Origin of the sequence: Bdellovibrio sp. HCB-162 (genome assembly GCF_047344985.1) — a bacterium.
Lineage (GTDB): Bacteria > Bdellovibrionota > Bdellovibrionia > Bdellovibrionales > Bdellovibrionaceae > Bdellovibrio.
In genome coordinates, this window is sequence record NZ_CP178861.1 from 3503578 (window position 1) to 3517400 (window position 13823).

17 protein-coding genes are annotated in these 13823 nt (G+C 44.9%); 10 read left to right on the forward strand and 7 right to left on the reverse strand.

The features are described from left to right. Positions 1-284 precede the first annotated feature (284 nt). From ACLSSO_RS16825 to ACLSSO_RS16840, 4 genes are all read left to right on the forward strand, one after another. A complete protein-coding gene (locus tag ACLSSO_RS16825) occupies positions 285-1127 on the forward strand; it encodes a type II secretion system protein (RefSeq protein ID WP_295900712.1) in 843 nt (280 codons plus the stop codon). Continuing rightward, positions 1118-1909, forward strand: a complete 792-nt coding sequence (locus tag ACLSSO_RS16830) for a hypothetical protein (protein ID WP_413943486.1) — start codon at positions 1118-1120, stop codon at positions 1907-1909. Before ACLSSO_RS16825 ends, ACLSSO_RS16830 begins: the two co-directional genes overlap by 10 nt. A gap of 70 nt (positions 1910-1979) precedes the next feature. Further along, a complete protein-coding gene (locus tag ACLSSO_RS16835) occupies positions 1980-2561 on the forward strand; it encodes a uracil-DNA glycosylase family protein (protein WP_295900717.1) in 582 nt (193 codons plus the stop codon). A 7-nt stretch (positions 2562-2568) separates the two neighbouring features. Continuing rightward, on the forward strand, positions 2569-3081 hold the full coding sequence (locus ACLSSO_RS16840; RefSeq protein WP_295900719.1) for a GNAT family N-acetyltransferase: 513 nt from the start codon (positions 2569-2571) through the stop codon (positions 3079-3081). Between the two features lie 96 nt (positions 3082-3177). Here the strand turns inward: ACLSSO_RS16840 and ACLSSO_RS16845 are convergent, their stop codons facing one another. The 3 genes from ACLSSO_RS16845 to ACLSSO_RS16855 form a co-directional block, all read right to left on the reverse strand. Beyond that, positions 3178-3549: a TraR/DksA family transcriptional regulator gene (locus ACLSSO_RS16845; RefSeq protein ID WP_295900723.1), complete on the reverse strand. Its 372-nt coding sequence runs from the start codon at positions 3547-3549 to the stop codon at positions 3178-3180. A gap of 464 nt (positions 3550-4013) precedes the next feature. Further along, on the reverse strand, positions 4014-4358 hold the full coding sequence (locus ACLSSO_RS16850) for a hypothetical protein (RefSeq protein WP_295904610.1): 345 nt from the start codon (positions 4356-4358) through the stop codon (positions 4014-4016). Positions 4359-4424: 66 nt separating this feature from the next. Next, positions 4425-5057 (reverse strand): TetR/AcrR family transcriptional regulator, encoded by a 633-nt coding sequence (locus tag ACLSSO_RS16855; protein ID WP_295904607.1) that lies wholly within the window; start codon positions 5055-5057, stop codon positions 4425-4427. 214 nt (positions 5058-5271) lie between these two features. Here ACLSSO_RS16855 and ACLSSO_RS16860 point away from each other — a divergent pair, with 214 nt between their 5' ends. Next, positions 5272-6480 carry a penicillin-binding transpeptidase domain-containing protein gene (locus tag ACLSSO_RS16860; RefSeq protein ID WP_295904605.1) on the forward strand — a complete coding sequence of 403 codons (1209 nt, stop codon included), beginning with the start codon at positions 5272-5274 and terminating at the stop codon, positions 6478-6480. Between the two features lie 24 nt (positions 6481-6504). On the opposite strand, the gene ACLSSO_RS16865 is transcribed toward ACLSSO_RS16860, so the two are convergent. Together ACLSSO_RS16865 and ACLSSO_RS16870 are read right to left on the reverse strand one after the other, a co-directional pair. Then, positions 6505-7077: an FxsA family protein gene (locus ACLSSO_RS16865; RefSeq protein ID WP_295904602.1), complete on the reverse strand. Its 573-nt coding sequence runs from the start codon at positions 7075-7077 to the stop codon at positions 6505-6507. A gap of 9 nt (positions 7078-7086) precedes the next feature. Further along, positions 7087-7857 carry an exodeoxyribonuclease III gene (locus ACLSSO_RS16870; protein WP_295904599.1) on the reverse strand — a complete coding sequence of 257 codons (771 nt, stop codon included), beginning with the start codon at positions 7855-7857 and terminating at the stop codon, positions 7087-7089. A gap of 67 nt (positions 7858-7924) precedes the next feature. Between ACLSSO_RS16870 and ACLSSO_RS16875 the strand changes: the two genes are divergently transcribed. The 3 genes from ACLSSO_RS16875 (at position 7925) to ACLSSO_RS16885 (ending at position 10358) form a co-directional block, all read left to right on the forward strand. Beyond that, on the forward strand, positions 7925-8452 hold the full coding sequence (locus tag ACLSSO_RS16875) for a peroxiredoxin (RefSeq protein WP_295904598.1): 528 nt from the start codon (positions 7925-7927) through the stop codon (positions 8450-8452). Next, the gene (locus ACLSSO_RS16880; RefSeq protein ID WP_413943487.1) at positions 8452-9621 is read left to right on the forward strand and encodes a hypothetical protein; all 1170 of its coding nucleotides are present in this window, start codon (positions 8452-8454) and stop codon (positions 9619-9621) included. The genes ACLSSO_RS16875 and ACLSSO_RS16880 overlap by 1 nt, the downstream gene beginning before the upstream one ends. Positions 9622-9686: 65 nt before the next feature. After that, positions 9687-10358 (forward strand): substrate-binding periplasmic protein, encoded by a 672-nt coding sequence (locus ACLSSO_RS16885; protein WP_295904593.1) that lies wholly within the window; start codon positions 9687-9689, stop codon positions 10356-10358. Here the strand turns inward: ACLSSO_RS16885 and ACLSSO_RS16890 are convergent. Then, entirely contained in the window at positions 10355-10984 is a 630-nt protein-coding gene (locus tag ACLSSO_RS16890; RefSeq protein ID WP_295904590.1) for a hypothetical protein, read from the reverse strand. The two genes, ACLSSO_RS16885 and ACLSSO_RS16890, sit on opposite strands and share 4 nt — an antisense overlap. Positions 10985-11109: 125 nt before the next feature. Here ACLSSO_RS16890 and ACLSSO_RS16895 point away from each other — a divergent pair, with 125 nt between their 5' ends. Further along, positions 11110-12966: a hypothetical protein gene (locus ACLSSO_RS16895; RefSeq protein ID WP_413943488.1), complete on the forward strand. Its 1857-nt coding sequence runs from the start codon at positions 11110-11112 to the stop codon at positions 12964-12966. 187 nt (positions 12967-13153) lie between these two features. Then, positions 13154-13405, forward strand: coding sequence for a hypothetical protein (locus tag ACLSSO_RS16900; RefSeq protein ID WP_295904583.1), 252 nt, complete (start codon positions 13154-13156; stop codon positions 13403-13405). On the opposite strand, the gene ACLSSO_RS16905 is transcribed toward ACLSSO_RS16900, so the two are convergent. Next, entirely contained in the window at positions 13402-13812 is a 411-nt protein-coding gene (locus ACLSSO_RS16905) for a bacteriohemerythrin (RefSeq protein WP_295904580.1), read from the reverse strand. The genes ACLSSO_RS16900 and ACLSSO_RS16905 overlap by 4 nt on opposite strands. Between the last annotated feature and the right edge of the window lie 11 nt (positions 13813-13823).

A 13823-nucleotide genomic window follows, 5' to 3' on the forward strand; every position in this document is an offset into this window, starting at 1 on the left:
GGAGGAAGAACTCTCAGACGAAGAGGCATTATGTTCGCTAGGTGTTCCTCGGCGAAAATCGAATGCGGGCTCTTTCCGCTCATTTTGAGAATGAGAAAATGAGACCGAATGCTTCTTTAAGCTCGCGATTCCAGCGAAGGCTATTAAACCCAACAGCACGTACAAAAAGGTTTTTTGTTTCATGTCGTTTTAATTTTACCAAACATGTGCTGAAATGATAGTACGTAGATGAAAATATCGGTCGCTCAAAGATCTAACTGTTTTTAATTTTCACTGGAACGTATATGTATCAAAATAAGAATGGTTTCACCCTCGTTGAAATTCTTGTGAGCTTAGCCATCCTCGCGACTGTCTCGATAGGAGTTGGTGCCATCATCCAAGTGGTATTCAAACGCCAAGCAAATATTGTGAATAAAACAGAGTCCAATGAATTTATGAATTCACTTGGGAAATGGCTTCAAAGCGCCGCCGGTTGCAGTGCTGCTCTAATGAATTTACCTGCGCCTACCGCAACCGAAACTCCTTTGACCATTAACGGCTACAACGGCTATGGCGGAAACAATCTTCCTATCGCCGACAATTTCAGAATCAACAATCAATTGTTGATTAAAAACGTAACGATCAAAGATAAAGGTGCTGCACCTTCCACCTTGCAAATCGGTACGAACATCTACACGCGCAAAGTCGCACAAATAAAAATCGGCTTCGAAGAGCAGACAGCGGGAACCTCTGTAGAGATGAGAACGCGCTTTATTGAAGTGCCTATCTTAATTGGTCCTACGAACACAATCGCGCAATGTCACATCGAAACTTCATTGGCAGATGCATGTACGGCGATGGGTGGAACTTACGTTGCTTCTTCGAACACGTGCAAACCTGCGACGAATTGTCAGATGAAGGGAACTTATACTGTGCTCACCTGCACACCGAGCGATCATGGATGTGATCCTTCGTTCAGCGGAGACTATAGAAATCCTCTTACGAACTCTACGTCGTGCCCTTCAGGAGCAACACCATCAATTCTAGGAAGATTTATTCACACTCATGAAATAGCTTGTGGAAAAAAATGTCCAACGATTGTTATTACAAACCAGGAGGACTTTTACATTTGCATGCAATGCAGTTAAACAGAAAGGGCTCTGCCTTCATTATAACTTTAAGCATTGTGGCTCTTGTGGCGGTGCTCTTTCCTATCTTAGTGCAATATTTAAAAACTTCTGATGAATCTGCAGCAACACGCAGACGTCAGCAAGAGTTTCAAGCGATGATCACGGCACTTCATCTAGAAATTAACGATGGAGTTTCTTGCGCTCGCCTTCTGGGTTCTTTACCCCAAACAATCAATCCCACACTTCTCAATGTTGAGCAGCCCTTACGAATCAATACAAATTATGCAGGCGAACCAGGCCCTCTTCAGGACGGATGGAGAAGCGCTCAATCTGACATCACCATTGAAACGGTTCGAATCATCGTTAAAAAAAGATCTTTAGACCAAAACGGCAATCCGCGAGTTGTGACTTTGGATTGGCCCCCGTTCATTGGAAGCCTCAGTAAGTACGAAGCGGAAATCATTCTTACGCCGAAGGACCTTTCTTGGAACCCCCAGCCAGCTGAACGGAGAATTCCTATTTACATCAACGTTCTTCCGCTAAGCTCGACGGCGGCGCGTATTCAACAATGCTTCGGACCCGGCTCAATGGCGGAAGCCTGCGAAGCTGTCGGCGGCGCATTTGATGGTGTGAATTCTCCCGTGAGTTTGCGATGCAATCCGGATCTTCGTTGCATAAACAGCAACCAAGGTATCGTGACATCTCCGGCAGCCTGCACGGCCCCTTACATTGCTAGCTACGTTGGAAACTTTAGCGGAACTCAGAAATATATTTGCACTTGGTGCAATAGAAACCACTAATTCCCCGCCTTTGGTTTGTCTTTCGGGAAATGGCTCGCTCTAAATCCTCCTTCGAGTATCCTAGTGGCACATGAAAGACGATGCCCTTCTTAAAAAAATTCGAAAGTGCACACTCTGTCGCAAGGATCTGCCTTTGGAGCCGCGACCTATTTTGAATTTTTCATCTTCGTCAAAAATTTTAATCACAGGACAAGCTCCAGGAATTAAAGCTCACGACACGGAAACCCCTTGGAATGACGCCAGCGGCGATCGTCTTCGACAGTGGCTAGGAATTTCCAAAGAAGATTTTTACGACGCTAGCAAAATTGCAATCGTGCCGATGGGTTTTTGTTATCCCGGGAAAGGAAAATCCGGCGACCTTCCTCCCCGCCCCGAATGCGCAGAAAAATGGATGAGTAAAATTCAGGAGCATCTAACGAACATTGAGCTGCACATTCTTGTCGGCGGCTATGCTATCGATCACTTCCTGCCGTCTCACGCAAAAGATCTTACGACAACCGTGAAGAACTGGGAAAAATTCTATCCGCAGTTCATCCCCATGCTTCATCCGTCTCCACGAAATAATATCTGGCTAAAAAAGAATCCGTGGTTTGAAAAAGAACTCGTCCCCGAAATGCGCAAGCTTGTGCAAAAGGCATTGAAGAAGCAATAATGCTCCTATGCAAATTATTTTAGAAACTCCAAGACTCTATTTAAGAAAAATCGAGAATTCTGATTTTGATTCTCTCCAAAAAATTTTATCGGACCCCAAAACCATGGAATTCTGGCCCGTACCTTTTTCATCGGAGCAAATCCACACATGGATTTCAAACGCGCAAAAGGATTACGCGGAATTGGGCCGTGGAAGATTCGCCGTCATTGATAAATCCAGCGGAACTTTTATTGGTGACTGCGGATTTAAGCGATACGAGATCTTAGGGAAAATGGAAAACGATCTGGGATACATCATTCACCACGAATACTGGGGACAAGGGTATGCTTTAGAAGCCGCCAAAGCCTGTCTTGAATATGCCCGCGATGTGCTTAATCTCGACCGAGTTGTGGCAAACATGGAAACTCGCCATATTAAATCTCGTCGAGTCGCTGAAAAAATCGGAATGAAGAAAGAACAGGAATTTGAAAATCCCCGAAACAGAAATTTGCCGACATTATTGTATGCCTGGAATAGATGATTCATTTTCGGCAAAAACAAAGGGGATGCACGCAATGAAGCCGCATCCCCTTAAATCCCCTCGAGATGATATCTATATATAAAGTACGCCGTAGGTTTAGCCGCGAGCGTAGCGTTTGTTCATGGATTCGCGAATTTCAGCACCTTCGATGCTAAGACGAGTCCAAGGAATCGCACGAAGTCTTTCTGGTTCGATTTCCTCTTCTGTCTCTTCGCAGTAACCGAAAGAACCGCTCTCGATGCGAGCCAAGGCGCTTTCGATTTCCATCAATTGTGAGCGGAGTCTTTCGTGCATGCTGAGGAATTCTTGTTCAGCCAACACACGAACGGTTTGATCACCTTCATCTCCACCCTTTTCCTCGTTCTGGTCCAAGTTCAATCGAGCCTCTTTCACTCTGTTGAGGATGTCTTGCTTCGATTGCAAAAGCTTTTGTCTGCATTCAGCGACGAGCTTTTCAGAGATAGCCATATTGCCCCCCTGTTCCTTCCAGCTTAAGTGCCAATTTGGAACTGACCTATTAAGTTCTACCTATGTAAATTTTGCAACTAAAAAATCTTACATTAACTTAAAATTAAACAAATCTATGAAAATCTTGATGAATCCCTGAATGTGGCCATAGATGCGCCGACCCAGGAGTCCTCAGAGGAGGATTTCCCCGTCAGTTTCTTAAAATTATAACCAACTTCTTGATTAGAACCCCACAATCAATCGCAGCGCGTTAGAAATTCTAGCCCTTGGCTGAGAGAAAAGAAACGCAGAAAGCAGTTTATCCCTGCTAAATCTCACTATGAAACAGTTCGGATTGGCGAGTGACAGAAGGAAAGCCCGATGGAGAGGCTTAAACGAAAACGAAGGCGACCTAGAACGGCCGCCTTCCCATACGCGTCGCTTTGTATTCTTCCCCCGAAGAAGCGAGCGTAAGCTGAGGCAGATTACTTAAGACAAGAAGCTACGCGCGCCAACAAATCCCCTGTGGCGTCGTTGAGTTTGGCAGCCATTTTTTTCCCCTGAAGACCGCGAGAGCGGAAGGCCTGCGCTGATTGATCCATTTGTGAAGAGACGGTTTTAACTGAAGACCCCTTGGCCGTTTTCACAACTGTGGAATACTCCTCCAAAGAAGAAGCAAAAGTTTCGTGATTATTGATAAGGCTCGCCACCACCTGCTGTTGAGCCGCTTGCATGGCTTTGAGCTCTTGTTTGAGCTCAGCACACTGAGTGGCCGAATAAGAATTGGCAGCAAAAAGAACGACAGAGAAAAACGCAACGATAGTTTTCATTTTGGGGGAGCCTTTCGTTATGGCTCCCACTAAAGCAACGAGCTTGCCACCTGAGATGGCTTTTAATTAGGCCTCAGGTGACGTTTTTGGCTTGGACTTGAGAAATTTTTCAAACTCGTTCTTTGTTTCGCCAGAAGTGTACGGCAAAAGAAGACGTGCTACGTGGTGCTTACCACGCTCGATACTGCGCTTGCCGGGTTGCTTTTCAGCAGATTCAAAGAACTGTAGGAACGTTGTCGCCATTGCGAGCAAAGACTCGGCAATGTACTGCATCTCAGAAACTTCGTCGATCTTCGCCATCTTTCCGTCCTTCACCCATTGGCGGTAAAGGATGACCATCAACTTCATCATTTTCTGGATGTGGGCTCTCCACATTTTCGCAAGCTGCTGGTCACGGCGGCGAAGAGCGTACATCTCGCGGTGGAAAAAACGGTAGCGCCAGTACAGTTCAAAGTTCTCGTTGATGAATTCCAAAGGGCTTACTTTTTTCGTGCGACGAGGGCGCCAAACATCGTAGGTGTCCTTTGCCATGCGCTTAAAAAGCTCCACCAAGATTTCTTCTTTATTGTCGTAGTGGAAATAAAGGTTTCCTGGGCTGATATCCATCGCCTTTGCGATGTGATTGGTCGTGATAGCCACGACGCCGCTGCGATTGAAGAGTTCGATAGAGGTAAGGAGGATGCGTTCTTTGGTCTTCATGTAAATTAGTCTTTAGTCCAAGTCCCTCTGAGAGTCACGTAAGAACAGCCCGAAAAGCGCACGAGATATGGGTTTCCGGCGTCTTCTTTCGAGATTAGCCTTGTAAGCGTTTATTTCTTGGTGCTACCATAAAATAATGCGTTCTAAAAACAAATATAAGTTGTTAAAACTATTCGCATTTTCAGGTGCATGCCTTTGCGGCCTTTATTCCCTTATGGGTTTCACGGCTTCCGAAAGCCAAGAAGCTCAAGTGCACAAGAAAATTCAAACTCAACTCGATCAGCGCGTTCAAATCGCCAAAGCTCTTGGCGACAAAGTTCGTTCGAATCAATTTCCAGAGAAAGCGGCTCTTCCATGGAATGGTGAAGATCACACGGTGACCTTAAGCTACACCTTGGATGAAGATCTTCAGCGTGAAGCCGATCGTCTTTTGAAATCTTATAAGCCTGATTACGGTGCGATCTTTATGATCGACGCTTCCACGGGCGAGGTTTTGGCGATGTCGAGCTTTCAGCGCGACAATCCGCAAGCTGCCAACTTAAACTTACAAGCAACCTTTCCTGCTGCTTCCGTTTTCAAAGTTGTGACTGCAACAGCAGCGGTGGATAAAGCGGGCGTGACTCCCGAGCATAAAATTCGCTACAACGGTGGCGCGTACACTCTTTATAAGAAAAATGTTCTTTCTGACAAAGTCACTCGTTGGACAAATGTCATCACTTTGAAAGATGCTTTTGCAAGATCCATCAATACAGCTTTTGGACGCTTAAGCATTGAGAATCTTCACCCTGAAGATTTGAACGAATACGCGAACCGTTTCATGTTCAATCAAGAAATTCCTGCTGACTTCCCGGTGGATATGGGTGTTGCCTACATTCCTCCAGGAAAAGGTTTTGAATTGGCAGAGGCGGCTTCCGGTTACAACAAAACAAATCGCATGAGCCCTGTGCAAGGTGCGATGATCGCGGCGTCTGTCGCTAACGACGGCCAAGTTGTGATCCCTTACCTTATTGATTCTGTGAAAGACGAAAAAGGCGAAACTCTTTATGAAGGTGCCACTCTTACAAATGGCAATATCATGAGTAAAGAATCTGCCGCAAAAGTTCGTGAGTTGATGGAGCAAACAGTGGCTTCGGGAACATCTCGTCGCTCGTTCCGTCCGATCATGAAAGACCGCAAGTTCCGCGAAATTGAGATGGGCGGAAAAACAGGTCACCTGACTGGTGACAACCCTCGTGGTCGTGTCGACTGGTTCGTAGGATATGCTTTAGACAATGAACGCAAAATCGCTGTGGCAGCAATCACGGTGAATAAAAAATTCTGGACAGTGAAGTCAGCTCACCTTGGGCAAAGCATGTTCAGAAAATATTTTGGTCCGATCGTGGCTGACAACAAAAAAGGCCGCGTGATCTCTTCTGCAAAATAGGAAAAAGGTACCTGGTACCTTTTTCTAACCTTCGTTGTTTCCCGAATCTTCTTTTTTCTCATGAACAATTTTTAAAGGCGTGACATCCAAGACGTTGGATTCGTAAACCTCACGCTCTTCGGGCGCTTGATCGAACCCAGTTCCGTCATTGCGATATTCGTAATAACGAAAACCTCCGCCCATATTGCCCATGCCAAAACCGAAAGGTCCACCGCTACCACCGAAGTTAAAGTTTGCAGAACCTTTGGCGATTTGTTTTGCCATGTAAGCTTTAAATCTCCACACAGCAATATGACGAAGACCCGGCAAAAATAAAATCAAGGCCAATACGCGTGCGAAGAAAGACGGAATTAAAAACAACAGACCTGAAAGAAAAATCGCGCCTGAGTGTAAAATGCGCGACGCTGGAAGTTGACCGCGCATCACCGTTGATTGCAACGTCATCACGGCCATACGCCCTACCGTTGCCACGATAAAAAATCCCAAAAGACATGGCAGCAGATAAAAACCTAGCGTGTTCAGAAAGCCCCACTCCTGCACAGCCAAAAAGAAAATCACGATTTCAGCAATGACTAAGGGAAAGGGAATAAAAAACACAAGGGCTCCTTACAGATCCAACGTTGCCACCACAGGGCAATGATCGGATCCTTCAATTTGTTCGAGAATATCTGCTGAAGACAGATATTTCTCAAGGCCTTTTGAAATACAAATGTAGTCAATACGCCATCCGCGATTTGAAATACGCCCAAATGTGCGCATATCCCACCATGAGTAACGCTTTGCTTCGGTAGGTTTAAAATAACGGAAGGTGTCGATAAATCCTAATTCCAAAAACTGATCCATCCACACGCGTTCTTCCGGCAAAAATCCACTTTCTTTCGATAAACCCACGGGATCAAAAACGTCGATGTTTTCGTGAGCCACGTTATAGTCTCCGACAACAATGACTTGCCTTCCGGTTTTCAATTTTTCTTTTAGATGGATATTAAGATCTTTCAAAAACTGTTGTTTGAAGTTGTGACGCTCAACTCCTGATCCTCCGTTAGGAAAATAAATATTGTAAAGATCAAATGCGCCATGATCAGACATCACGATACGTCCTTCAGATTCATAATCAGGAATTTCGTTGAAATGATACTGCACACTTTTTGGTTCCACATGAGTGAAAGTCGCGACGCCTGAATAGCCTTTACGTTTTGCTGACGACCAATAAGAGTGCTCCCAACGCAAATTGCGCGCTTCTTCTTCAATTTGATCAATGTGAGCTTTTGTTTCTTGAACGCAAAAAATATCAGGCTTCTCCGCTCCCACAAAATCCATGAGACCTTTTTTATAACAAGCTCTAATTCCATTCACATTCCAAGAGATGATTTTCACAGTTTCTCCTTGTGTTTCCGCTCTATCGGGGGCATCTATAAATAGCAGATACAAGGAGACAGTGTCCATGCCAATGATTAACCAGCCCGCACCTCATTTTTCAGCTCAAGCGGTTTTCGACGCCGGTGAAGTGAAAGATATCTCTTTGAATGATTATAAAGGAAAATGGCTCATCTTATTTTTCTACCCACTGGACTTCACATTCGTATGTCCTACGGAGCTGACTCAATTCCGAGAACATTTACGCGATTTTGAAGCGGCAGGAGCTTCTGTTGTTGGTTGCAGTGTGGACTCTGTTCACTCTCACAAACGTTGGTTGCGCGATGATCTTGGTAATTTGGGTTACCCGTTGGTTGCTGATTTAACAAAACGCATGGCCCGTGATTATGGTGTTCTTATCGAAGATCGCGGCATTGCGACGCGCGGAACTTTCATCATTGATCCTGAGCAAAAACTTCAGTACATGGGAATTCACAACACGTCTGTGGGACGTGACGCTAAAGAAATTTTGCGTGTTCTTCAAGGCTGCCAATCCGGTGAGCTTTGCCAAGCGGGCTGGAAAAAAGGCGATCAGCACATCACGCCGCTAAAATAATGAACGACATTAAATCAGAATACATCCGACAATTAAGAACTTCTTTTCCAGAGCTTGAAAAACAGCCTCTGGAAAATCTTGTCGCCGAAAATCTGATTTCACCGTTCGCAATTGAACTTCCTAAATCCGTTCTTGAACAAGCTCAGAAAATCATTTCTTTGCTTTTTTCCTTGCGTGAAAAGCCCTCTTATCTGAATCACTACAAAGAGCTTATTGCGGAAAAAGGGCTTAAAGATCCCGGAAATAAATCAATCATGATGAGTTACGATTTTCACGTGGATGAAAATCAAAATTTGAAGCTCATTGAAATCAATACGAATGCTGCCTTTCTGGTTTTAGGCCATCAAATGTATCAGATGAAAGGCCACCCCCGGCCTGTTTCGGATTTTTCCCTGGCAGAAATTGGCGACAGCATTCGTACGGAGTTGCGATTGCAGGGTAAGAACGTCGCCGAAGCTCTCAAGATCGCCATCACCGATGAAGCGCCTTCTGAGCAACGACTGTTTGTGGAGTTCCTGGTTTACAACGAACTTTTCAAATCGTGGGGATGGGATTCTCACATCCAGGATTACCGTGAGCTGTTCCAGGATTTCCATCCGGAATTTATCTACAATCGCTACACGGATTTCTTTCTTACGGAGCCCGGCAGCCAGACATTGCGTGAAAAGTTTTTGAATCGTGAGGTCTGCCTGTCGCCTAATCCATTTGAATATCTGCTTTTGGCTGACAAGCAACGCTTGATTGACTGGGGAGTTCCCGGCTTCTTGGAGTCGCAGGGCCTGGCTGGCGAAGATCTTCAACTGATTCGCCAAACGGTTCCTCTTTCTTATGACATCTGCCCGGCAATGGCCGATAAGATTTGGACGGAAAGAAAGAAATTATTCTTCAAACCGAAGAACGCTTTTGGCTCAAAGCAATCTTATAAAGGAGCCTCCGTTAGCAAAAAAACTTTTGAAGAAATCATGAATGCCGACATGATTGCACAAGAGTACGTACCGGCACCGGAAGTGAATTTGACAACACCTGACGGCGAACAAAAATTCAAATACGACCTTCGTTGTTATGCCTATCAAGGGCGACTGCAGCTTGTGTTGGCTCGCATTTATCAGGGACAAGTCACAAATTTGCGCACCCCTTACGGCGGATTTGCTACTACACTCTTTAAATAATGCATTTACTGTTAGTCCTTTTCTTTTTATTCCCAGTTTTTACAGAAGCATCGAACAAGGCTCCCTTGCGCGCGGGCGTTCCGATCACACTGCCGCCACCTTTGCTTTTTTTAGATCAAAATACTCCGCAAGGAATTTTGCCTGAATTCATTTCAAGTCTCGCGCAAATCCTAGGACGAGAGCATTCCGTGCTTGCGTTGGCTCGACCGCGCATTCCTGTCTATTTAGAGAAAGGCAAGTTGGACTTTTTCTGTTATACGATTCCTGCGTGGAGTCCTATTAAAGACAAGCTGACATGGTCGGCCCCGCTTTTTTTAAAACGCGAGATCATCGTTGGCCCGGCTCCTCTGCCGAAATCATTGGATGAGTTTAAGGGCGTCGTCATCGGAACGTCCCTGGATTACACTTATCCGAACTTAAATCCGTACTTTCAAGATAAGTCCCTCGTGCGCGAAGACGCACCCACCGACGAGGCAAACTTAAAAAAATTGTTATCCAATCGTGTAAGTTACGTGGTGATCGACGAAGTGTTTTTCGATTACTTTAAAAACAATCATCCTGAAATTGAAGAAAAGCGCCAGCGTCTCTTAGTGCAAGAGTATCCGATTGCCTGCGCCATCAGCCCGCATAGCAAACTCACGAAAAAAGAATTCGACGGTGCGGTTCAAAAACTAAAAACCTCCAAAAAGTTGGAGGCTCTTTTTAAAAAATACAATTTATCCGTTCAAGTACTTTAGTTATTGCGCATATCCGGAATTGAATCGTAGCGAATGGAAAGATATTGAGTCACCTCGCGCTCTTTTTTTACCAGCATGAGTTCAAACTCCGTGTGCGAGCGCTGATAGATCTTGTATTGAGCGCCGGAACTTTTCAGCCACTTCTCTAGATCCGTTTTATTTTTTAAGGCAGGGCTCTTTAAATTCCAGAAAGAGTACTTATTTCCTTCCGTCATGAGCTGAAACTGCCACAGACTTTGGCCTATTTTTGGTTGCTTCCGAGTATCGATCAAAGTGGGCGCCAGCAAAGAAAAGCGCTCTTTACCAGCTTGCGGAGCGCTTCCACAAAGAATTTGCGATGCTGCTGTTTGCTGTAAGAAAGACTGATAACCATAAAGCTTCACCGCCTCGTTCCCATGCTTGCCTTCAATATAATATTCGACATCTCTTGCCACCAAAACTGCTTCTGGCAAGCGAGACACGGTGCCGACGAAATCGTTACGAATATCCGTAAGGAACTCCGGACGCTCTTCACATGCAGGCGCCGAAGCGAAAGAAGGTTGAATCAAACGGCCGGAAATGTCCTTGTTAACGGCAAATGAACTTGTGGAAAGTAGCGCTAGAAGCAGAAATCCAGGTGTCTTCATGAAGTCCCCTTATTTTGTCCAGTCCAGTATTCGGAAGAATTTTTTTAGGGCTTAATATTAAAGTGCAGGCCTGGCCTGCCGATATGAAGAGTGTCTCATTTTTCTACAAGGAGTGTGGAAGCATCATGACGATGAAACATAGCGGCGCTCGAAAGCTCAAGGAACTGTCGAACTTTTATTCTTCCTTTGATCAACTCAATGGTGTTCACCCTTGGATGGATGCTGTTAAGGATGGCTATGTCTCGTACAAGGTGCGAGAGCTTCAAACAGGAAAAGTCGCCTACTTCAACTTCATACTCGCAAAAGAAATGGGTCTGATCGCTCCCGATCATCCTCATCAGATGACGGAAGAGCTTGAAAAGAAACTCATTGAAACTTTCTCTCTGCAAATCATCAATGAATACGACGAACTCACTCACCGTCGCGTTGATCCTGAAACCATTCGCCCTCACCGCTATATGGCGACTCGCTACTTGCAACTGCAACACGCTAACAAACAAGGTAAAACTTCCGGCGATGGCCGTGGCATTTGGAATGGCACTGTTTATCACCGTGGCATGACATGGGACGTGTCTAGCCGTGGTACGGGTGTCACTTGCTTGGCTCCTGGCGCTGTCGAAGCACAGAAGCCTTTAAAAACCGGGGGCACTGAGTTTGGTTATGGTTGTGGTTTAGCGGAAATTGACGAGCTCTTAGCGGCCTCAATCCTTGCCGAGGTTATGCACCTACAGGGGCTTCGCACAGAGCGTGTTCTTTGTGTGATTGATCTCGGGAAAGGTTACGGCATCGGTGTTCGCGCGGCCCCGAATTTGATTCGTCCAGCACACTTATTCCTTTATTTAAAACAAGAAAAATATGAAGCCCTGAAAGCCGCGACAGATTATCTGATCGATAGACAGACGGACAATAAAGTGTGGGATATCACAGCGAAGGGCAACGCAAAATACGATGAGCTTTTGGTTCATGTTTGCAAATCGTTCGCGGATTTCACCGCACAAATGGATATCGATTATATTTTTGCGTGGCTTGACTGGGATGGTGACAACGTTTTAGCGGATGCCGGAATTATTGACTACGGCAGCGTTCGCCAATTCGGAATTCGCCATGATAAATATCGTTATGATGACGTTGAAAGATTCTCAACAAATCTGAACGAACAAAAACAAAAAGCCCGTTTGATCGTGCAAGTGTTTGCGCAAATGGTGGACTATCTAAAAACTAAAAAGAAAAAACCACTGCGTGTTTTCTCACGCCATCCTCAGGTTGAGAAATTCAATCAGCTTTTTGATGAAAAACGTGCGGAACGCATTTTGTACCGCATGGGCTTTAACGCCAGCCAAAGAAGTCATATCTTAGCTGAGAAAAATCTTTTTGAACGTTTCGATAAAGAGTTTTCTTTCTTTGAACGCGCTAAAATCAGTGGCAGCAGTGAAAAAGTGGCTGATGGAATCAATCATCCGGCTCTTTACAATATGCGCTCTATTCTACGTGAATTGCCGCGCTTTTTGATGGAAAGTCCAGTGCCATTTGAAAAGCGTTGGATGACAGAAAACGTGTTTTTTAAAACAATCCTTTCGGGTTTCGCCAAAGTTCGCGACGCTCGCATGGGGGAAAAACAAAGACGTCACATTCAGGCCTTCCAGGAACTTTATCGTGAACTTGTCACGGTTGCGGCCGGAAAACAGAAGCCAGAAACAATCTTGAAGGGAATTTGTGAGCGAGCTGACAAGCTGAATTCCGATAAACGTATCACTGGAAACGCGTTGATTGAAATGGTTGAAGAGATCATCACTGAAAAGAAAAAAGGTCTTTCAATGGATCAGATTCAGAAGATCGTCGATCGTTTGGTGTTTGAGAACAACGGTGCTCCTGAAGTTCCTGTCAGTCGTTTTTACCGTGATCTGCAAGCCACTCCAGCGGTGAAGATGGATCTGTATGCGAAACTCTTAAGCCTCGTTGAAGAACATAGCGAGTCTATTTAGGTGTTCTTCTTGGGAACACCTCAACCTTAAATTTCAGAAATCTTTCTGTCTCACCAAGAGACCTTATGTCTTGGATGATTTTGTCTAGAGAGTAAGCGATGTCTATTCCCTCAACGTCGCTTTATTACTAAATTTATTTTCGAACATGGCATGACTTTGCATATTCCCAATCCATGGGGATGGGGTTATGAAGAAAAAATTTTTGATTGCATCATTAGTGTGCGCTTCTTTGATAATCGTCGCTTGGGGATTCAACTCTCTCAGAAAACTTCCAGCCTTCGGCGGCACCGTCTCAGAAAAGGTCGAAAAAGTTTATATTTCCGTTCCTAAACCAGAGAAGGAGTCCGTTGAAATCAACGACAGCCGCCTAGATATCGATGCCAGCAGCGGAGCTGTCGTTGAAAAATGGAAGAGTCTCTTGAAATCGCCAGCTCATTAGCCAGCTTGTTTCACCGCGATCTCTCCGTATTTCGTATCAATTCCCATAATGTGTGCTGTGAGCCATGTCTTAAGAAACTGAAAGAACGCCGGAGTAAGAACACCCGTTTTTTCAAACTCCGCCTGATGTCCTTTAAGTCTTTCAATCAAATCTTTATGGATCTTTTTGTGAACGGCCGCATGAGAATAAGGAAGAGTATCAAAGAATTTCTCTTCATGATCAAAATGTGTGATTGTCCAGGCGGCAAGCTCACGAATGATCGAGTTCAGTTCAATCTTTGATGCCTTGGCTTCGTGACGCTCATAAAGGCGGTTCATAATATCAACAAGCTTCTTGTGTTCGTTGTCCATTGCCTCAACATGAGTCGATAACTTCTGTTGGTCCCATTTAAAGAATGTGTCTGCCATAATTTAGCTCC

Excerpts from the sequence above, each read along its gene's own strand:
- ACLSSO_RS16855 (WP_295904607.1), bottom strand. The coding sequence starts at position 5,057 with ATGAAGACCAAAGAACGCATCCTCCTTACCTCTATCGAACTCTTCAAT.
- ACLSSO_RS16875 (WP_295904598.1), top strand. The coding sequence starts at position 7,925 with ATGCCAATGATTAACCAGCCCGCACCTCATTTTTCAGCTCAAGCGGTT.
- ACLSSO_RS16840 (WP_295900719.1), top strand. The coding sequence starts at position 2,569 with ATGCAAATTATTTTAGAAACTCCAAGACTCTATTTAAGAAAAATCGAG.
- ACLSSO_RS16845 (WP_295900723.1), bottom strand. The coding sequence starts at position 3,549 with ATGGCTATCTCTGAAAAGCTCGTCGCTGAATGCAGACAAAAGCTTTTG.
- ACLSSO_RS16835 (WP_295900717.1), top strand. The coding sequence starts at position 1,980 with ATGAAAGACGATGCCCTTCTTAAAAAAATTCGAAAGTGCACACTCTGT.
- ACLSSO_RS16880 (WP_413943487.1), top strand. The coding sequence starts at position 8,452 with ATGAACGACATTAAATCAGAATACATCCGACAATTAAGAACTTCTTTT.
- ACLSSO_RS16860 (WP_295904605.1), top strand. The coding sequence starts at position 5,272 with ATGGGTTTCACGGCTTCCGAAAGCCAAGAAGCTCAAGTGCACAAGAAA.
- ACLSSO_RS16905 (WP_295904580.1), bottom strand. The coding sequence starts at position 13,812 with ATGGCAGACACATTCTTTAAATGGGACCAACAGAAGTTATCGACTCAT.
- ACLSSO_RS16890 (WP_295904590.1), bottom strand. The coding sequence starts at position 10,984 with ATGAAGACACCTGGATTTCTGCTTCTAGCGCTACTTTCCACAAGTTCA.
- ACLSSO_RS16830 (WP_413943486.1), top strand. The coding sequence starts at position 1,118 with ATGCAGTTAAACAGAAAGGGCTCTGCCTTCATTATAACTTTAAGCATT.
- ACLSSO_RS16900 (WP_295904583.1), top strand. The coding sequence starts at position 13,154 with ATGAAGAAAAAATTTTTGATTGCATCATTAGTGTGCGCTTCTTTGATA.
- ACLSSO_RS16850 (WP_295904610.1), bottom strand. The coding sequence starts at position 4,358 with ATGAAAACTATCGTTGCGTTTTTCTCTGTCGTTCTTTTTGCTGCCAAT.
- ACLSSO_RS16895 (WP_413943488.1), top strand. The coding sequence starts at position 11,110 with ATGACGATGAAACATAGCGGCGCTCGAAAGCTCAAGGAACTGTCGAAC.
- ACLSSO_RS16825 (WP_295900712.1), top strand. The coding sequence starts at position 285 with ATGTATCAAAATAAGAATGGTTTCACCCTCGTTGAAATTCTTGTGAGC.